This is a genomic window from Kitasatospora sp. NPDC004614 (assembly GCF_042873675.1).
GTDB lineage: Bacteria > Actinomycetota > Actinomycetes > Streptomycetales > Streptomycetaceae > Kitasatospora.
In genome coordinates this window covers 1-18,698 of the sequence record NZ_JBIALR010000019.1, presented here as the reverse complement: position 1 = coordinate 18,698, position 18,698 = coordinate 1, and the positions used below count along the sequence as shown (strand labels likewise).

Sequence of the window (18,698 nt, the reverse complement as noted above, 5' to 3'; positions counted from 1 at the left end):
AAGGAGGTGACGCCCCGTCGGACGCGTGCTGCCGGTCAGCTCTTGCGACGCCGGCCCTTCGCGGCCTTGGCCGCCTTGCGGCGCTCGGCCCGGGTCAGGCCGTCACCGTCGGGCACCAGGCCGTCCTCGTCGAAGTCGCCCTCGACCACGCCGCCGCCGACCTCGTCGGACGGGGCGGTGTAGTGCAGCTTCTTGCGCTCGGGGGCCTCCAGGCCCTTGGCGCGGATCTCCGGGCGGGCGGCGGGGACGGTGGCGTCCTTCTCCAGCTTCTCGAGCAGCACCTGCTCGTCGTCCGGCACCGGCACCTCCTCGACCTGCTGCTCGACCTGGACCTCCAGGTTGAACAGGTAGCCGACGGACTCCTCCTTGATGCCCTCCATCATCGCGGAGAACAGGTCGAAGCCCTCGCGCTGGTACTCGACCAGCGGGTCACGCTGGGCGTAGGCGCGCAGCGCGATGCCCTCCTGCAGGTAGTCCATCTCGTAGAGGTGCTCGCGCCAGCGGCGGTCCAGCACCGACAGCACGACCCGGCGCTCCAGCTCGCGCATGATCTGGTCGCCGAGCTGGTCCTCGCGCTTGCCGTAGGCGGCGGCGATGTCCTCCTGGATGACCTTGGTGAGGTACTCCGGGGTGAGGCCGCCGTTCTCCGCGGCGTCCTCCTCCAGCTCGTCGAGGTCCAGCTCGAGCGGGTAGAGCTGCTTGAGGGCCGTCCACAGCTTGTCGAGGTCCCAGTCGTCCTCGAAGCCCTCGCCGGTGGCGGCGTTGACGTACGCGGCGACGGTGTCGTCCATGAAGTGGCCGACCTGCTCCTGCAGGTCCTCGCCCTCCAGGACGCGGCGGCGCTCGCCGTAGATGACCTCGCGCTGGCGGTTGAGGACCTCGTCGTACTTGAGGACGTTCTTGCGGATCTCGAAGTTCTGCTGCTCGACCTGGGTCTGCGCGGAGGCGATGGCGCGGGTGACCATCTTCGACTCGATCGGCACGTCCTCGGGGACGTTCGCCATGGAGAGCACGCGCTCGACCATGCCGGCCTTGAACAGGCGCATCAGGTCGTCGCCCAGCGACAGGTAGAACCGGGACTCGCCCGGGTCGCCCTGACGGCCGGAGCGGCCGCGCAGCTGGTTGTCGATCCGGCGGGACTCGTGGCGCTCGGTGCCCAGGACGTACAGGCCACCGATCTCCTGCACCTCCACCTGCTCCGCCTTGACCGCGAGCTTGGCCTTCTCCATCGCGGCCGGCATCGCGCCCTCGTACTCCTCCGGGGTGTCCTCAGGAGTGATACCGCGCTGCGCCAGCTCGGCGGCGGCCAGGTGCTCGGGGTTGCCACCGAGCATGATGTCGGTGCCGCGGCCGGCCATGTTGGTGGCGACGGTGACGGCGCCCTTGCGGCCGGCCTGCGCGACGATCTGCGCCTCGCGCTCGTGGTGCTTGGCGTTCAGCACCTCGTGCGGGATGCCGCGCTTGCGCAGCTCCTGCGACAGGTACTCGGACTTCTCCACCGACACGGTGCCGACCAGCACGGGCTGGCCCTTCTCGTGGCGCTCGGCGATGTCCTGGACCACGGCGGCGAACTTGGCCGGCTCGGACTTGTAGATCAGGTCCGGCTGGTCGATCCGCAGCGGGGTCTTGTTGGTCGGGATCGGGACCACACCGAGCTTGTAGATCTGGTGGAACTCGGCCGCCTCGGTGGTGCCGGTACCGGTCATGCCGGACAGCTTGTCGTACAGGCGGAAGAAGTTCTGCAGGGTGATGGTGGCCAGCGTCTGGTTCTCGTTCTGGACCTCGACGCCTTCCTTGGCCTCGATCGCCTGGTGCATGCCCTCGTTGTAGCGGCGGCCGGCCAGGATGCGGCCGGTGTGCTCGTCGACGATCATGACCTCGCCGTTGATCACGACGTAGTCCTTGTCCCGCTTGTACAGCTCCTTCGCCTTGATGGCGTTGTTCAGGAAGCCGACCAGCGGGGTGTTCACCGACTCGTAGAGGTTGTCGATGCCCAGGTAGTCCTCGACCCGGCTGACACCGTCCTCGAGGATGCCGACGGTGCGCTTCTTCTCGTCGACCTCGTAGTCGCGCTCGATCTTCAGGCGCTGCACCAGCTTGGCGAAGTCGCTGTACCACTTGGTGGCCTGGTCCGCCGGACCGGAGATGATCAGCGGGGTACGGGCCTCGTCGATCAGGATCGAGTCGACCTCGTCGACGATCGCGAAGTTGTGGCCGCGCTGCACCAGTTCGTCCTGCGACCACGCCATGTTGTCGCGCAGGTAGTCGAAGCCGAACTCGTTGTTCGTGCCGTACGTGATGTCCATCCCGTACTGGCGCTTGCGCTCGGCCGGCGTCATGTTCGCCAGGATCACGCCCACCTCGAGGCCGAGGAAGCGGTGCACCCGGCCCATCCACTCCGAGTCGCGCTCGGCGAGGTAGTCGTTGACGGTGATCAGGTGCACGCCCTTGCCGGTGAGGGCGTTCAGGTACGCGGGCAGCGTGCCGACGAGGGTCTTGCCCTCGCCGGTGCGCATCTCGGCGACGTGACCGTGGTGCAGCGCGGCGCCGCCCATGATCTGCACGTCGTAGTGGCGCTGTCCGAGCACTCGCTTGGCGGCCTCGCGAACGGTCGCGAAGGCCTCGGGGAGGATGTCGTCCAAGCTCTCCCCGTCGGCGAGCCGGGCCTTGTACTCGTCGGTCAGTGCGCGCAGCTCGTCGTCGGTGAGGTTGACGAAGTCCTCTTCGATCGAGTTGACCTGGGCGGCAATCCGCTGCAGCTTGCGGAGGATCTTGCCCTCGCCTGCGCGCAGGATCTTGTCGAAGACGGACACGTGAGCGGGCTCCTTGCCTCATTCGGCTCTGGATGACTGCCGGTGGGGAGTCCACCCCACCGTACGGGCCATCGTATGCGAGGAGCCCGAGCGCCCGGGAGGTCCGTCAGCACGCTATTCCTGTGTCACCCCTGGGCGCACATCGCCCGAAGCAGGGTACAAACGGTCAAAGCGCTCGGGCGTGGCCGCACTGTCAGTGCCCTCCCCTAGCCTCGCCCCATGGCCGCGACCCCTGCCCCGACCGTCCGGATCTCCGCCGACCACGCCCGCCGGCTCGCGCTGCGCGCCCAGGGACTGCTCGGTTCCCCCGACCGCCGCGCGGGCGCCCGCGGCGTGCTGCGCCTGCTCGGCGCCGTCCAGCTGGACACCATCTCGGTGCTCGCCCGCTCGCACGAACTGGTGCCGTACGCCCGGCTCGGCGCCGTCGGCCGTCGCCCGGTCGAGCAGGCGTACTGGGGGCGCGGAACGACCTTCGAGTACTGGTCGCACGCCGCCTGCATCCTGCCGATCGAGGAGTGGCCGCTGTTCGCCTTCCGCCGCCGCGCCAACCGGATCAAGGGCCGGGTCTGGGGCCACCAGGTCTCCGAGGAGGTGTACGCGCAGGTGCTCGCCCAGCTGCGCGTCGAGGGCCCGCTGACCTCGACCGGCCTCGGCGGGGCGAAGAAGACCGCCGAGTGGTGGGACTGGTCCGACACCAAGATCGCGGTGGAGCGCGCACTGGCCTTCGGCGACGTGGTGGTCACCGAGCGGCGCGGCTGGAAGCGGGTCTACGACCTTGCCGAACGGGCGGTCCCCGGCGATTTGTTCGAGCAGGACCTGACGGACGCCGAGTGCCTGGAGCGCCTGGTCGCACAGGCCGGCGCCGCGCTCGGAGTGGCCACCCGCGCCGACCTGATGGACTACCACCGCCTCAAGGGCGCCCAGCTGGACGCGGCACTGCCCGCCTCCGGCCTGGTCCCGGTCGCGGTGGAGGGCTGGTCCGCCCCGGCCTGGGCCGACCCGGCGGCGCTGGAGACCGCTGGGTCGACGAGCGGCTCCGCCGCGGGGCGCGGCCGGCACCGCACCACCCTGCTCTCCCCGTTCGACTCGCTGATCTGGGACCGGCCCCGCACCGAGCGGATCTTCGGCATGGCCCACCGCCTGGAGGCGTACACCCCCAAGCACAAGCGGGTGCACGGCTACTTCGCGATGCCGCTGCTGGCCGGCGGCCGGCTGGTCGGCCGGGTCGACCCGGCCCGCGAGGGCGCCACCCTGGTGGCCCGCCAGGTCTCGCTGGACGGCCCCCGCTCGGTACCCGCCCTCGCCGAGGCGCTGCGCGAGGCCGCCGAGTGGGTGGGCTGCTCGGACGTCCGGGTGGAGCGGCTGGACGACGAGGCGCTGCGGCCGGAGCTGGAGAAGCTGCTGGCCTGACGGGCCATCGGCGTTCACTCAGCCTATTTCGAGGATCTTTTCACGCATCGCGTACACCACGGCCTCCATCCTGGAGTGCAGCTGCAGCTTCTCCAGGATGTTGCGCACGTGGTTCTTCACGGTGTTCTCGCTGATGAACAGCTCCTTGGCGATCTCCCGGTTGTTCATTCCGGTGGCCACCAGCTTGAGCACCTCCAGCTCCCGGTCGGTCAGCCGGGGCGCGGGCACCAGCTCCCGGTCGTCGGAGCGGCGCTGGATCATCGACTTGAACTCGGTCAGCAGCTTGGCCGCCATCGACGGGCTGATCTGCGACTGGCCGTCGGCCACCGCGCGGATCGCGGTGGCCACCTCGTCGGTGGAGATCTCCTTCAGCAGGTAGCCGGTCGCCCCCGCCTTGATCGCCTCGTAGAGGTCGGCCTCCTCGTCGCTGATCGTCAGCATGATGATCTTGGCGCTGGGCACCACGTCCTTGATCGCGGTGCACGCCTCGATGCCGCTGCGCCGGGGCATCCGGACGTCCATCAGGATGATGTCGGGCAGCAGGTCGGCGGCCTTCAGCACGGCCTCCGCGCCGTCCCCCGCCTCGCCGATGACCCGGATGTCCTCCTCCTCGGCGAGCACGATCTCCAGGCCGCGGCGGAACAGCGCGTGATCGTCCACCACCAGCACCCGGATCGGCTCCGCGCGTCGCGGCGGGTAGCCGGCGTCCTCCGCGCCCAGGCTCTCCCCCATCCGGTCCTCCCCCGCCTCCGGTCACGTGACGCGCTCATCATTCCACGCCCCGGACGACCTGAGATCACCCTGTGCCGCCGAACCGCCCGGCTGGGTGACTCCCCGAACGCCGGTGACCCCGGCGGCCGTTCACGGCCACCGGGGTCACCACTTCTGTCATTCGGCGGACGCGGCCGCCACTCACTCCTCGTCGGGGCCGTTGATCGCGCCCCCGGCCCCGGCGAAGTCGGCCGCCGCGGCCTGGTCCTCCTTCAGGTGGATCACGCCGTAGTGGTAGCCGTGCCGGCGGTAGACCACGCTCGGCAGCCCGCTGTCCTTCTCCTGGAACAGGTAGAAATCGTGGCCCACCAGCTCCATCGCGTACAGCGCCTGGTCCAGCGACATCGGCGCGGCCGAGTGGGTCTTCTCGCGGACCACCAGCGGCCCGTCCCCCTCCACCTCGAGGCTGCCCGCCAGCGTCTTGCGGATCGTGCCGTTCACGCCCTCGGCGGCCTCCGTCGAGGGCGGTTCGGCCAGCACGGCGGTGGCGGCGGCGACGCTCAGCGGGCCGCGCCCGTTGGTGCCGCCCTTCTGCACCCGGCGGCGGTCGGCGGACTTGCGCAGCTGCGCCTCCAACTTCGCCGAGGCCAGGTCGAGCGCGGCCCACGGGTCGTTGGCGGACGCCTCGGCCCGGATCACCGGGCCCCGGCTGCGGAGGGTGATTTCCACCCGGTCGGAACGGTCGGCCTGCCGCGGGTTGTGCTCCTTGGACACCTCGACGTCCAGGCTGATCGCCTTGGCGTCGAACTTCTGGACCTTCTCCAGCTTCTCGGCCACGTGCTCGCGGAACCTCTGGGGCACCTCGGTCTTGCGGCCCTTGACGACGATGTCCACGCAGAACTCCGATCCCTTGGTACTGACCGGCCCGGAGTGCGTCCCGGACCGGCGTGAGACCCAGCCGGACCGGCCGGCCACCGCCCGCCCCCGGAACACTGCCCGGGAGACCCGCGAGAACCGCCGGCCCCTTACCTCACTTCCTCCCCACCAGGAGCGTTCGAAACCCCTGGAGCCCTTATGCAACACCTCACGGGGGAATCTCGCCTCCCCAGTCGAACGAACGTACCGACGAGCGGTCGACGGCCCGGCTGTTCCCCCCTGTTTACCCTCCTACGGGTGAAACAGGGGTAAACGGCTGGACAACACGCCTGACACCGCCCACCGTATGGCTGAAGTCGCCGCCCGGCGAGGGTTCCGGAGGGGTTTCCGTGACGAGCCGCAGCACCGCCCACCGGCCCGGATCCGGCCCCGCACCGGTCCTCGCCGCCCTGCTCGACCTGCTGATCCCCGCCCGCTGCGCCGGCTGCGGCGACGGCCGCACCGCGCTCTGCCCGCCCTGCCGGGCCCTGCTCGACGGCACCGGCGCCGGGCCGGCCGGGCCAATGCGCCCACCACCCGGCCTACCGCCGGTGCACGCCGCCGCCCCCTACGCCGGGCCGGTGCGCCAACTGCTGCTCGCCCACAAGGAACGCGGCGCGCTGCGGCTGGCCGCCCCGCTCGGCTGCGCGCTGGCCGCCGCCGTCCGCTCCGCCACCGGCGCGGGCGCCGCCCCGCTGCTGCTGGTGCCGATGCCCTCCGCGCGCGCCGCCACCCGGGCCCGCGGCCACGACCCGATGCTGCGGCTGGCCCGCGCCGCCGCCCGCGAACTGCGCCGGGGCGGGGTGGCCACGCTGGTCGCCCCGGTGCTGCGGCAGTCCCGGCCGGTCGCCGACCAGACGGGCCTGGGCGCGGCCGAGCGGCACCGCAATCTGCACGGGGCACTGACCGTCCCGGCCCGACTGGCCGGCCGGCTGACGGGGCACCGGCTGGTGCTGGTGGACGACCTGGTCACCACCGGCGCGAGCCTCGCCGAGGCGGCCCGGGCGCTGCGCGCGGCAGGCTGCCCGCCGCGGGCGGCGGCCACCGTGGCAGCGGCGGCCAGGCGCGGCCCCGGGCCCGGCCGCCGCGGCGCGCCGGCCGGGGAAGCCGGGGAGGCCGGTCTCAGCCCGGGTAGATGAACGCCACGGGCGTGTCTTTCGTGTCCGTGCTGGTCACCGCGTGCCACTGGTTGTCCTTCAGCCGGTACACGCCGTTGCCGGACGCGGCGAGCACCGCCGGGCCGGCCTGGTCGGCCTGCACCCGGGCCTCGGTGGCGGACAGCGCCGTCATCGACTCGCCGCCCTGCAGCGGGGAGTCGGTGGACTGCGAGCCGTCGGTGCCCAGGAAGTGCAGCTGCTGCAGCCGGTCGGCCTCCTTGCCGAGCACCACCAGCTGGTCGGTGTCGCTCCAGGAGACGGCGGCGACCTCGGTGAGCTGCGGGGCGAGCTGGCGCAGCCCGGTGATCCGGGCGGTGGGGGTGGCGGGGGTGCCGCCGTGCGTCACCAGGCCGAGCCACAGCGTGGTCTTTCCGTCGGAGCCCCGCAGCAGCAGCGCGACCCGGGTGCCGTCGGAGGAGATCCGCAGCGCCTGCACGGAGCGCTTGTCCAGCCCCTCCACCGTCACCGGGACGACGACGTGCTCGCGCACCATCAGCACCCGGGACGCGGCCGGGTCACGGTCGACCAGCCACAGGCTCCCCTGGCCGTCCCAGCTGGGCGAGGCCAGGCCCTGCTGGGCGCGGCTGGAGACGATCGGTTCGCCGTACTTGCCGGACTTGGCCAGATCGACCTGGTACAGGTTGCGGCCGTCCTTGTCGATCACCGCGACGGCGCCGCCGTCCCGGCGGACGGCGAGCTCGCCCGGCTTCGGCTGGTTGCCCTGCGCGGGCTGGCCGAGCACCCCGGCGACCGAAGGGAGCGGCCCGGCGGTCTGGGCGGCGTCCCCGCCGGACTGGCTGTAACGGGTCAGCCGGCCGTTGGCCAGCTGGATGTACGCCTGCATGCCGTTCTCGCCACCGGCCAGGAAGCCCGGCGCGACCGCCGCGGCCTCGGCGCTGCCGACCGAGCAGCCGCCCTTGGGCGAGGACAGGTCGAGCCGGTCGAGCTTGCCCTGCTGGTCGGCCAGGGTCTGGAAGAACTGCTTGGCCAGCTGCTTGCAGCCGTCCTGGTACTTCCCGAGCTCGACGCCGTCCACCTTGACCGAGGCGATCCGGTTGTCGCCGACGGTGGCGCTGAGCACCTTGACGCCTTCGAGCGGGGCGGTGACCACCGGGGCGAGCCCCTGCGAGGGCCCTTCGGCGGTGGCTCGGACGGCCTCGGTGAGCGGGTCTATTCGGCGGCGCAGGTAGATCGGGTCGGGCACCAGCACCGCGCTCCGCTGGGCGGGGTCGATGGACGGGTCGGGAGTGGCGAAGAAGTACCGGTGGACCGGCTTGTAGGTGTTCTTGAAGTTGGTCAGGTCGACGATCAGGCCGTCGGGCAGGTCGTTGATCCGCCACTGGCCGGCGTCGGGCCCCTCGGCGACCTTCACGAAGGTGAAGGTCTCCTTGTACTCGGGAGAGCGGGGCGGCTGGTAGGTGTGCCGGCCGTCGAGTTCGGCGACCCGCGTGCCGGTGACTTTGATCGGCATGGTGGTCGCGTCCGGGCCCGGGACGGAATGGCTCCGCCCGGGGGGTTCGGCCAGCACCACGACCTGCGCGTCGGGGCGCCAGCGCTTGGCGGCGTCCGCGGTCAGGTACTGCTTGGCGGTGTCGTAGTTGGCCTGGTCGGCGTTGGAGGAGTCGAGGAAGCCGGCCAGCAGGTCGCTGGGGCTCTCGTCCTTGTGCGGGGCGACCGGGTAGACGTGCACCTGGACGCCGTCGGCGGCGCCCTGCGGCACCTCCAGGCGCTGCGGCGGGCCGCCGGAGGGCATCGAGACGCAGCCGGTGGCGGCGGCCGCCAGCAGTGCGACCCCGCCCCAGGCAAGCGCCCGTCGCTCAGCCGTCCTGTCGTCCCTGTGCACCGGTGGTCCCCTCCTGATCGGTGTCGGCGCCGTCCGGTGCGGACGGGGCCGGCTGCGTCGGGCGGCCGCTGCGGTCCACCACGACCTGTGCGCCGGTGGCCCCGTATCCGGCGGCTGCGGCGCGAACGTCCGACGGGTCGGCGACCGGGGCGGCGCTCGGCCGGCCCAGGCCCGGGCCGATGCTGAGCACCCCGCCGAGGCCGGAGCCGAACGTGTGCCGCTCGCCGGTGTCCGGGGTCTCCGGGACGGCGGCGGGCTCGCCGCCACCGCGCACCGCGCGCCGGTAGGGCGCGCCGACCGAGGACATGCCGCGGTTGTGCCGGGAGTCCTCCGGTTCCAGCCGGAACGGCGCACGGGAGATCTCGCCGCCGCGGGTGCGCGGCAGGGTCAGCCGGAAGTGCGAGCCGCCACCGGGCTCGCCCCAGGCCTGCAGCCAGCCGCCGTGCAGGTGGGCGTCCTCGACCGCGATGGACAGGCCGAGGCCGGTGCCGCCGGTGGTGCGCACCCGGGACGGGTCGGCCCGCCAGAACCGGTGGAACACCCGGGAGGCCTCGCCGGGCTTCAGGCCGATGCCGTAGTCGCGCACGCCCACGGCGACCGCGCCGTCCCCCGCGCCGAGCCGGATCACCACGTCCCGGCCCTCGCCGTGCTCCAGCGCGTTGACCACCAGGTTGCGCAGGATGCGCTCGATCCGGCGGCTGTCCACCTCGGCGATCACCGGGGTCTCGCCGCCGCGGATCAGCACCGCGCTGCCCTTGGCCTGGGCCAGCGGGTCGGCGGCCTCCACGACGCGGGTCACGATGTCGCGCAGGTCGACGGGTTCGGCGTCCAGGATGGCCGCGCCGGCGTCGAAGCGGCTGATCTCCAGCAGGTCGGCGAGCAGCGACTCGAAGCGGTCCAGCTGGTCCTGGAGCAGCTCGGCGGAGCGGGCCGCCATCGGGTCCAGGTCCTCGCGGCTGTCGTAGATCAGGTCGGCGGCCATCCGCACCGTGGTCAGCGGGGTGCGCAGCTCGTGCGAGACGTCGGAGACGAACCGCCGCTGCACCCGGGAGAGCTCTTCCAGCTTGCGGATCTGCGCCTGCAGGCCGTTGGCCATCCGGTTGAACGAGTCGCCGAGCCGGGCGATGTCGTCGGTGCCGGTGACCTTCATCCGCTCGTCGAAGTGCCCGGCGGCCAGCCGCTCGGAGATTCCGGCGGCCATCCGCACCGGGGTGACGACCTGGCGGACCACCAGCCAGGCGATGCAGCCGAGCAGGATGACCAGGAACAGCCCGGCGGTGGCCAGGGTCCCCATCACCAGGTTCAGGGTGCTGGTCTCCTGGTAGAAGGAGAAGACGTAGTACAGCTGGTACGGGTTGCCGTCCGGACCGCTGAACTGCTTGCCGATCGCCAGGCCCTTGTTGTCGTCGGGCTTGGCCTGGCTGTCCGGCGAGCGAAGCAGCTTGACCGGCTGCTCGTGCGGGACGGACGGCTCGGCGGCGACCTTGGCGCGCATGTCGAAGGTGATCGAGTCGGGCAGGATCGAGCCCGAGTAGCGGGCGCTGCCGCGCAGGCCGGCGCTGGCGGCGCTGTCCTCCTGGCCGCCGGGCCCGATCGCGATCACCGAGTAGACGCCGGCGCCGCCGGACGCCAGGTCGGAGACCTGCTTGGTCAGCCAGGCGTTGATCTGGTCGCGGGTCGGGTCGGCGGTCGCACCGGCCTTGGCCTGCAGGTTGATCGCCTCGTTGATCTTGTCCTGCTCGATCTGGAAGCCGCCGATGGCCTGCCCGTGCGCGGCCTTCTGCTTGGCCTCCAGCAGGCCGGTGCGCACCTGGGCGACCACCACCACGCCGAGCACCAGCACCACCACGAAGGACAGCAGCAGCGTCGCCGCGACCACCCGCAGCTGGATCGAGCGGCGGTACAGCGCCAGCACCCGGCCCACCGGGTGCCGGAACTGCCGGATCACCGGCGCGAACAGCGCCGCCCACCACCGGCGCCGGCGCGGCCGGCCGGTGGTGGAACTCAGCACGTCGCCGCGCACAGCAGCCTCCCCGCCGGCGAACTCGTCCGACGGGGAGGAGGCGGCCTGCTCTTCGCTCATCCTCAGCTGGGCCCGGCCTTGTAGCCGACACCGCGGACGGTGACCACGATCTCCGGGCGCTCAGGATCCTTCTCGATCTTGGAGCGCAGGCGCTGCACGTGCACGTTCACCAGCCGGGTGTCGGCAGCGTGCCGGTAGCCCCAGACCTGCTCCAGCAGCACCTCGCGGGTGAACACCTGCCAGGGCTTGCGGGCCAGCGCGACCAGCAGGTCGAACTCCAGCGGGGTCAGCGGGATGCCGCGGCCCTCGCGCTTCACCGAGTGCCCGGCGACGTCGATCACCAGATCGCCGATGGTCAGCTGCTCCGGCGTGGGCTCCTCGGCCCGGCGCAGGCGGGCCCGGACCCGGGCGACCAGTTCCTTGGGCTTGAACGGCTTCGTGACGTAGTCGTCGGCACCGGACTCCAGGCCCACCACGATGTCGACCGTGTCGGTCTTCGCGGTGAGCATGACGATCGGGATGCCCGACTCCGCCCGGATCTGCCGGCATACGTCGATGCCGTCCCGTCCGGGCAGCATCAGGTCGAGCAGCACGAGGTCCGGCTTGGTCTCCCGGAAGGCGGCCAGCGCCTTGTCCCCGTCCGCGACGAAAAACGGCTCAAAACCCTCACCACGCAGCACAATGCCGAGCATCTCGGCCAGTGCGGTGTCGTCATCGACGACGAGGACACGTCCCTTCATGGCTCCATCTTCTCATCACCCGAATGTGACCTGACGCACAGCTGTTCCGTTGCCGGCCCCCCGGCCGTCGGCCGAAGCAGTCATACCATCGCAAAGGTATCGGCTCGACGGCCTTGCCCGCACCGTTGCGGATCAGCAACGGGATACCTCTGGGGTGCGCGTGCGCACCATGGCACGATGGGCACCCCGATGCACCCGCGCCAGGGTGCCCCGACGAGGAGCGTCGATTGTCCGAGACCCCGGGTTGGACCTCACCCGGTTCTCCCGAGCCCGCGCCCGGCCCGTCCGAAACCGGCCACTCGGTTCCCCCGGCCCCGCAGGCCACCGCCGCAGCCGCACCGCCCCCGCCCGGCCCGCATCCCGGCCCGACGCCCGGACCGGCCGTGCCGCCCGGCCCGACGCCCGGCATCATCCCGCTGCGTCCGCTCGGCTTCGGCGAACTGATGGACGGCGCGTTCGCCCTCGTCCGCAGGTACTGGAAGACCGCCTTCGGACTCAGCCTGCTCCTCGCCTGCGTCCTCGAACTCGTCCAGGCCGGCGTCTCCTGGTGGATCCACGTCTCCGGCACCAGCCTGGAGGCGACGTTCTCCACCTACTACACGCTGCCGCTGGAAATGCTCGCCGGCGTGATCGCCACCGGACTGCTCACCCCCGTCATCGGGAACAGCCTGCTCGGCCGTGACACCCCGCCCAAGGACGCCTGGGCGCAGGCCCGGCCGCACCTCGGCCGGCTGACCGGCCTGGCCCTGCTGCACACCCTGATCATGCTCGGCGCGCTCGCCGTGCCGCTCGTCCCGGTGCTGCTGCTGACCGGCTTCACCGCCGAGCCCGCCCTGCTGGTGCTCGTCCCGCCCGCCCTGCTGCCCATGCTGTGGATCGCGGTCAAGCTCACCTTCGCCGCCCCCGCGCTGGTCCTGGAGAAGCAGGGCGTCGTCGGCGCCCTCAAGCGCTCCTGGCACCTGGTCCGCGGCTCCTGGTGGCGGATCTTCGGCGCCCTGGTGGTGTTCCAGATCGCCGTCGGCCTGCTCGGCGCGGTACTCCTCGTTCCCGGCCAGCTGATCTCCCTGGCCATCGGCGGCGGCCCCGGCGAGCTCTACGCCACCGACACGGAGGCCGCGCTCAGCATCGGCGTCACGGCGGTCTTCGGCGTCCTCGCCAAGACACTCACGATCCCGCTCACCGGCTGCCTGCTCGGCCTGCTCTACGTCGACCAGCGGATCCGCCGCGAGGCGCTCGACATCGAACTCGCCCGCGCCGCCGGCCTGCCCGGCCACTACCCGCCCCCCACCACCGCGCCCGTCCCGGGCCAGTACCCCCCGCCGGGAGCCTGATCGCCATGGGACTCCGGGGGGGAGGGTCGCTGCTCGCGGACAGCGTTCCGGTCACTGTGCCGCGCGACGCCGCCCGCGACGCCGCGCACGAGGAACTCCGCAAAGCCATCTACCACCAGCACGAACCCGGACTGGTCGACCGCTTCGTGGCGTGGGTCCAGCGCCAGCTCGACCACCTGACCGCCACCGGCGTTCCGCTCGGCGGCGGCGACGGCGCCGCCCTGGTGGTGGTGATCGTCCTCGCCGTGGTCATCGCCGTGGTGGCCTGGCGACGCTACGGCGCGCCCCGCCGCGACGCCCGTTCCGTCGGCACGCTGTTCGCCGCCGACGGTCCGCGCAGTGCCGCCCAGCACCGGGCCGACGCCGCCGCCCACGCCGAACGCGGTGCCTGGGCCGACGCCGTCCGCGAACAGATGCGCGCCCTGGTCCGCGGCCTGGAGGAACGCACCGTCCTCGACCCGCGCCCCGGCCGCACCGCCGTCGAGGCGGCCGCCGAAGCCGGTCGCGCCCTGCCCGAACGGGCCCGCGAACTCGCCTCCGCCGCACGGCTGTTCGACGACATCGCGTTCGGCGAACGAACCGCCGACGAAGCGTCCTACCGGCTCCTCGCCGACCTCGACCGCGCCCTCGAACGCACCCGCCCCACGCCCGTGGCGGCCGGCGGAGGAACCGCATGACCACCACCGCACCCCCGCCCGCCACCGCCGACCCCGCCGAGCAGCCCACCGCCGCCGCGCCGGCCGACACGCCCCGCACCACCCTGCGCACCCTGTGGCGGCGCTGGCGCTGGTGGCTGCTCGCCACCCTCGCCGTGCTGCTGGTCGGCGCCATGGTCGCCGGCATCCCCAACAACGGCTCCGACTGGCCGCTCGACCCCCGCTCCGGCGCCCCCGGCGGCATCCGCGCCGCCGACCAGCTGCTCCAGCAGCGCGGCGTCTCCAGCCGCACCGCCGCCACCGAGAGCGAACTCGGCGCCGCCCTGCGCGCCGACGACACCACCGTCGTCCTCGGCCACCCCGACGAACTGACCGCCCAGCAACTCACCCGGCTCGCCGCCGTCCACCGCGGCGCCAACAGCCGACTGGTGCTGATCTACCCCGACCAGCCCGCCCTGAAGGCCTTCGTCCCCGGCATCGCCACCTACTACTCCGCCACCGACAGCACCACCGCCATCGAACCCGCCTGCGCGCTGCCCGAGGCCGCCAACGCCGGCGCCGTCCAGATCGGCGGCGAGAGCTACGAACCCGGCGCCCACGACGTCGGCTGCTACCCGCACGGCAACGGCCGCAACTCCCTGATCAGCCGCACCACCGGCACCCAGCAGGTGATCGTGGTCGGCAGCGCCCGGCCGTTCACCAACGAACGCCTCGACCGCGAAGGCAACGCCGCACTCGCCCTCGGCCTGTTCGGCGCCCACCACCAGCTGGTCTGGCAGACCGTCGACCACAGCACGGCCAACGCGGCCGCCCGCCACAACAAGACCCTCGGCGACCTCATCCCGGACGGCTGGTACTGGGGCTCCCTGCAGCTCCTCCTCGCCGCCCTGCTCGCCGTCGTCTGGCGCGCCCGCCGGCTCGGACCGGTGCTCAGCGAACGGCTGCCCGCCGTGGTCCGCGCCTCCGAGACCGCCGAGGGCCGCGCCCGGCTCTACCACCGCGCGAACGCCCGCGGCCACGCCGCCGAAACCCTGCGCCGCGCCGCCCGCCGCCGGACCGCCGCCGCCCTCGGCCTCCCGCACACCTCCGGGGACCCCGACCAGGCCACCCTCACCGAGGCCGCCGCCGCCCGGCTCGGACGCCCCGCCGCCGACCTCCAGCAACTGCTGTACGGCCCGGCCCCCTCCGACGACGCCGCCCTGCTGCGGCTCGCCGACGACCTCGACGACATGGAATGGCAGGTACGACAGCCGTGACCGACCAGCTCTACAAGACCGACCCCGGCCAGACCCGCGACGCCCGCACCGCCCTCACCGGCCTGCGTGACGAGATCGCCAAGGCCGTGGTCGGCCAGGACGCCGCCGTCACCGGCCTGGTCGTCGCCCTGCTCTGCGGCGGCCACGTCCTGCTCGAAGGCGTCCCCGGCGTCGCCAAGACCCTGCTGGTCCGCACCCTCGCCACCGCCCTCGACGTCGAGACCAAGCGCATCCAGTTCACCCCCGACCTGATGCCCGGCGACGTCACCGGCTCCCTGGTCTACGACACCCGCACCGCCGAGTTCTCCTTCCAGCCCGGCCCGGTCTTCACCAACCTGCTGCTCGCCGACGAGATCAACCGCACGCCGCCGAAGACCCAGGCCGCGCTGCTGGAGGCGATGGAGGAGAAGCAGGTCACCGTCGACGGCGAGCCCCGCAAGCTCCCCGATCCCTTCCTGGTCGCCGCCACCCAGAACCCCGTCGAGTACGAGGGCACCTACCCGCTGCCCGAGGCCCAGCTCGACCGCTTCCTGCTCAAGCTGATCCTCCCGCTGCCGACCCGCGAGCAGGAGTTCCAGGTCCTCACCAAGCACGCCACCGGCTTCGACCCGCGCGACCTCGCCTCCGCCGGCGTCCGCCCCGTCGCCGACGCCGCCGACCTGGCCGCCGCCCGCGCCGAGATCGGCGCCCTGACGGTCTCCCCCGAGATCCTCGCGTACATCGTCGACCTGGTCCGCGCCACCCGGCAGTCGCCCTCGCTCGCCATGGGCGTCTCCCCCCGCGGCGCCACCGCCCTGCTCAACACCTCCCGCGCCTGGGCCTGGCTGGCCGGCCGCGACTACGTCACCCCCGACGACGTCAAGGCCCTCGCCCTGCCCACCCTCCGGCACCGCATCCAGCTCCGCCCCGAGGCAGAGATGGAAGGCACCACCGCCGACAGCGTCATCCAGGCCGTCCTCTCCCAGACGCCCGCACCGCGCTAGCCGCTGCCCGGGGGGAGAGCGCCACCCGCCTCTCCCCCTCCGCGTCCACTGCTCCAGAAAGCGAGCCCCGCACCCCATGGCCCTGACCGGCCGCACGGCCCTGATCGCCGCCCTCGGCGTCCTCCTGGTCGGCCTCGTGCTCCCCTCCTGGACCGGCATCGGCGTGGTCATGCTGCCGCTGCTCGCCGCGATCGTCGCCGACCTGGTGCTCGCCGCCCCCGTCCGCCGCCTCACCCTGGAACGCTCCGGCGACCCCAGCGTCCGCCTCGGCGAAGCCGTGGATGTCGACCTGCTCGTCGCCAACCCGTCCCGCCGCCCGCTGCGCGCCCGGATCCGCGACGCCTGGTACCCCTCCGCCTGGGCCCCCGGCACCTCCCTCACCGCCTCCCGGCACTCCGTCACCATCCCCGCCGGAGAACGCCGCCGCCTCACCACCCGGCTCGCCCCCACCCGGCGCGGCGACCACCACAGCGGCCGAGTGACCATTCGCTCACTCGGCCCGCTCGGCCTGGCCGGCCGCCAGGCCACCCTCGACGCGCCCTGGCGGGTCCGCGCCCTGCCGCCGTTCGCCAGCCGCAAGCACCTCCCGTCCCGCCTCGCCCGGCTGCGCGAACTCGACGGCCGCACCTCGGTCCTGACCCGCGGTCAGGGCACCGAGTTCGACTCCCTGCGCGAGTACCTCCCCGGTGACGACGTCCGCTCCATCGACTGGCGGGCCAGCGCCCGCCGCAGCGTCGTCGCCGTCCGCACCTGGCGCCCCGAACGCGACCGGCACGTCCTCATCGTCCTCGACACCGGCCGCACCTCCGCGGGCCGCGTCGGCGACGCCCCCCGCCTGGACTCCGCCCTCGACGCCGCGCTGCTGCTCACCGCCCTCGCCACCAAGGCCGGCGACCGGGTCGACCTGCTCGCCCACGACCGCCACCGCCGCACCGCCGTCGCCGGGCGCTCCCCCTCCGAGATCCTCCCCGCCTTCACCGACGCGATGGCCCTCCTGGAACCCGCCCTGATCGAGACCGACCTGCGCGCCATGGTCTCCACCGCGCTCCGGATGGCCCCCCACCGCTCGCTGATCGTCCTGCTCACCGGCCTCGACGCCCACCAGATCGAGGACGGCCTGCTCCCCCAGCTCCCCCTCCTCACCAAGCGCCACGAGGTCGTCATCGCCTCCGTCGCCGACCCCCGCCTCGACGAGCTGGTCAACACCCCCCGGGTCACCGTCCGCGACGTCTACGGCGCCGCCGCCGCCGAACAGACCCGCGCCGACCGCCGCCGCACCGCAGACCTCCTCACCCGCCGCGGCATCACCGTCCTCGACTCCCCACCCGAGTCCATCGCCCCCGCCCTCGCCGACACCTACCTCAGCCTCAAGGCCGCCGGCCGCCTCTGACCCGCCCCGGCCACATATTCGGAGCCGACGATCGACACCAACCTGCAGCTGATCAGCGACGGCGACGGCCTGGCGGTCATCGGCGACCCGACCGCCGTCGAACGGTTCCTGGTCTCCGAAGGCCTGCCGTCCCGCGACCTCGGACTGTCCCGGCTCGGCTCGGCCTTCAGCGCCACCGCCGGTGCCGCACAGACAGGCTCGGAGATCGCCGCCAACTCGGGCCGCTGGGTGAAACTGACCAAGGAATCCGCCCAGGCGCTCAGCAAGCACGGGCTGATGAAGGGCTCGACCGCGAACACCAGCCGGGCCGTGCTGACCGAGAACGGCAGGATCAAGGGAATCCTCGAACTGGTGCGGACGCCCGGCTCGATGCTGTCCAACCCCGCGATGCTCGCAGGTGCCGCAGGACTCATGGCGCAACTCGCCATGCAGCAGACCATGGACGAGATCACCGACTACCTCGCCGCAATCGACGAGAAGGTCGACGACGTGCTCCGCGCCCAGAAGGACGCGGTGCTGGCGGACATGATCGGAGCCGGCTTCGTCATCGAGGAGGGCCTGACCGTCCGGGACCAGGTCGGCCGGGTCTCCGAGGTCACCTGGTCGAAGGTGTCACTCACCTCGGTCACGATCGCCCGCACCCAGGCCTACGCCCTCCGTCAACTCGACGCACTCGCCGAGAAGTTGGAACAGAAGACCAAGATCGGCGACCTCGCCAAGGTGTCCAGGGACGCCGAGACCACCGTCCGGGAGTGGCTCGCTGTGCTGGCGCGCTGCTTCCAGTTGCACGACGCAATAGCCGTACTGGAACTCGACCGCGTGCTCGACACCTCGCCGGACGAACTGGACCTGCACCGCCTCGCGATCCGAACCGCCCGGCAGAACCGCGTGGAACTCATCTCCCGGTGCACCGAACGGCTCATGGCCCGCATCGACGCGGCCGTCAGCACCGCCAACACCAAGGTCCTGCTGCACCCCACGACTTCCCCCGCCGTGGTGAACTCGGGCAACCAGGTCGCCACCACCGTCATCGACTTCCGCGGCCGGCTCGGGATCGAACGCGACCGCCAGTCCTTGGACGCCAGGCGCTGGGTGGACGCGGCCACCGACGCGAAGGACCGGATGCTCGAAAGCGGCGCCGAGGGTGTCGACGCCGCCAAGCGCCTCGGGGCGGAGACCTTCGACCGTGCCAAGTCGGTGACGGGCAAACTGTCCAACGGAATCGCCGGACGAGTGCTCCGCCGCCGCGGAAACGACGACGGAGAAGCCAAGAAGCTCTGAGCCCGCCGGCCGGCGGGCCCCGGGCCCGCTGGCGTTCGGCACCGGCTCCAGAAATGCAGAAAGGGCCCCAGCCATAAGGCTGGAGCCCTTTCCAGAAGAATTGTTCGGCGGCGTCCTACTCTCCCACAGGGTCCCCCCTGCAGTACCATCGGCGCTGTGAGGCTTAGCTTCCGGGTTCGGAATGTAACC

13 protein-coding genes, 1 rRNA gene and 1 pseudogene are annotated in these 18,698 nt (G+C 72.5%); 8 read left to right on the top strand and 7 right to left on the bottom strand.

Annotated features, from left to right (window positions below; genetic code table 11):
• Nucleotides 1–35 precede the first annotated feature (35 nt).
• Nucleotides 36–2,813 carry a preprotein translocase subunit SecA gene (gene secA / locus ACFYST_RS29515; RefSeq protein WP_387647617.1) on the bottom strand — a complete coding sequence of 926 codons (2,778 nt, stop codon included), beginning with the start codon at nucleotides 2,811–2,813 and terminating at the stop codon, nucleotides 36–38.
• A 219-nt stretch (nucleotides 2,814–3,032) separates the two neighbouring features.
• On the opposite strand from secA, the gene ACFYST_RS29510 reads away from it, so the two are divergent.
• Nucleotides 3,033–4,223, top strand: coding sequence for a winged helix-turn-helix domain-containing protein (locus ACFYST_RS29510; RefSeq protein WP_387866742.1), 1,191 nt, complete (start codon nucleotides 3,033–3,035; stop codon nucleotides 4,221–4,223).
• An 18-nt stretch (nucleotides 4,224–4,241) separates the two neighbouring features.
• On the opposite strand, the pseudogene ACFYST_RS29505 reads toward ACFYST_RS29510, so the two are convergent.
• Nucleotides 4,242–4,910 (bottom strand): annotated as a pseudogene (locus ACFYST_RS29505) (response regulator); the annotation flags it as partial.
• 225 nt (nucleotides 4,911–5,135) lie between these two features.
• Nucleotides 5,136–5,828: a ribosome hibernation-promoting factor, HPF/YfiA family gene (gene hpf / locus ACFYST_RS29500; protein WP_387647621.1), complete on the bottom strand. Its 693-nt coding sequence runs from the start codon at nucleotides 5,826–5,828 to the stop codon at nucleotides 5,136–5,138.
• Between the two features lie 371 nt (nucleotides 5,829–6,199).
• Between hpf and ACFYST_RS29495 the strand changes: the two genes are divergently transcribed.
• On the top strand, nucleotides 6,200–6,988 hold the full coding sequence (locus ACFYST_RS29495) for a ComF family protein (protein WP_387866739.1): 789 nt from the start codon (nucleotides 6,200–6,202) through the stop codon (nucleotides 6,986–6,988).
• Here the strand turns inward: ACFYST_RS29495 and ACFYST_RS29490 are convergent.
• From ACFYST_RS29490 to mtrA, 3 genes are read right to left on the bottom strand one after another with little or no spacing between them, the layout of a single operon-like run.
• Nucleotides 6,972–8,849 (bottom strand): LpqB family beta-propeller domain-containing protein, encoded by a 1,878-nt coding sequence (locus tag ACFYST_RS29490; protein ID WP_387866738.1) that lies wholly within the window; start codon nucleotides 8,847–8,849, stop codon nucleotides 6,972–6,974. The two genes, ACFYST_RS29495 and ACFYST_RS29490, sit on opposite strands and share 17 nt — an antisense overlap.
• Complete coding sequence (mtrB, locus tag ACFYST_RS29485; protein WP_387647630.1) at nucleotides 8,824–10,932, bottom strand: MtrAB system histidine kinase MtrB; 2,109 nt, start codon at nucleotides 10,930–10,932, stop codon at nucleotides 8,824–8,826. Before mtrB ends, ACFYST_RS29490 begins: the two co-directional genes overlap by 26 nt.
• Nucleotides 10,933–10,934: 2 nt before the next feature.
• Entirely contained in the window at nucleotides 10,935–11,612 is a 678-nt protein-coding gene (gene mtrA / locus ACFYST_RS29480; RefSeq protein ID WP_030459579.1) for an MtrAB system response regulator MtrA, read from the bottom strand.
• Between the two features lie 227 nt (nucleotides 11,613–11,839).
• Between mtrA and ACFYST_RS29475 the strand changes: the two genes are divergently transcribed.
• The 6 genes from ACFYST_RS29475 (at nucleotide 11,840) to ACFYST_RS29450 (ending at nucleotide 18,509) form a co-directional block, all read left to right on the top strand.
• Nucleotides 11,840–12,943, top strand: a complete 1,104-nt coding sequence (locus tag ACFYST_RS29475) for a glycerophosphoryl diester phosphodiesterase membrane domain-containing protein (protein ID WP_387866735.1) — start codon at nucleotides 11,840–11,842, stop codon at nucleotides 12,941–12,943.
• A gap of 5 nt (nucleotides 12,944–12,948) precedes the next feature.
• The gene (locus ACFYST_RS29470) at nucleotides 12,949–13,620 is read left to right on the top strand and encodes a DUF4129 domain-containing protein (protein WP_387866734.1); all 672 of its coding nucleotides are present in this window, start codon (nucleotides 12,949–12,951) and stop codon (nucleotides 13,618–13,620) included.
• Entirely contained in the window at nucleotides 13,617–14,855 is a 1,239-nt protein-coding gene (locus tag ACFYST_RS29465; RefSeq protein ID WP_387866731.1) for a DUF4350 domain-containing protein, read from the top strand. Before ACFYST_RS29470 ends, ACFYST_RS29465 begins: the two co-directional genes overlap by 4 nt.
• A complete protein-coding gene (locus ACFYST_RS29460; RefSeq protein WP_387866730.1) occupies nucleotides 14,852–15,838 on the top strand; it encodes an AAA family ATPase in 987 nt (328 codons plus the stop codon). The genes ACFYST_RS29465 and ACFYST_RS29460 overlap by 4 nt, the downstream gene beginning before the upstream one ends.
• A 76-nt stretch (nucleotides 15,839–15,914) precedes the next feature.
• On the top strand, nucleotides 15,915–17,228 hold the full coding sequence (locus ACFYST_RS29455; protein WP_387647643.1) for a DUF58 domain-containing protein: 1,314 nt from the start codon (nucleotides 15,915–15,917) through the stop codon (nucleotides 17,226–17,228).
• Nucleotides 17,229–17,258: 30 nt separating this feature from the next.
• The gene (locus tag ACFYST_RS29450; RefSeq protein ID WP_387866857.1) at nucleotides 17,259–18,509 is read left to right on the top strand and encodes a hypothetical protein; all 1,251 of its coding nucleotides are present in this window, start codon (nucleotides 17,259–17,261) and stop codon (nucleotides 18,507–18,509) included.
• 102 nt (nucleotides 18,510–18,611) lie between these two features.
• Here the strand turns inward: ACFYST_RS29450 and rrf are convergent.
• Nucleotides 18,612–18,698, bottom strand: a 5S ribosomal RNA gene (gene rrf, locus ACFYST_RS29445); the annotation flags it as partial.

Coding starts and splice junctions, on each gene's coding strand:
- ACFYST_RS29510 (WP_387866742.1), top strand. CDS start 3,033: ATGGCCGCGACCCCTGCCCCGACCGTCCGGATCTCCGCCGACCACGCC.
- mtrB (WP_387647630.1), bottom strand. CDS start 10,932: ATGAGCGAAGAGCAGGCCGCCTCCTCCCCGTCGGACGAGTTCGCCGGC.
- mtrA (WP_030459579.1), bottom strand. CDS start 11,612: ATGAAGGGACGTGTCCTCGTCGTCGATGACGACACCGCACTGGCCGAG.
- ACFYST_RS29470 (WP_387866734.1), top strand. CDS start 12,949: ATGGGACTCCGGGGGGGAGGGTCGCTGCTCGCGGACAGCGTTCCGGTC.
- ACFYST_RS29465 (WP_387866731.1), top strand. CDS start 13,617: ATGACCACCACCGCACCCCCGCCCGCCACCGCCGACCCCGCCGAGCAG.
- ACFYST_RS29455 (WP_387647643.1), top strand. CDS start 15,915: ATGGCCCTGACCGGCCGCACGGCCCTGATCGCCGCCCTCGGCGTCCTC.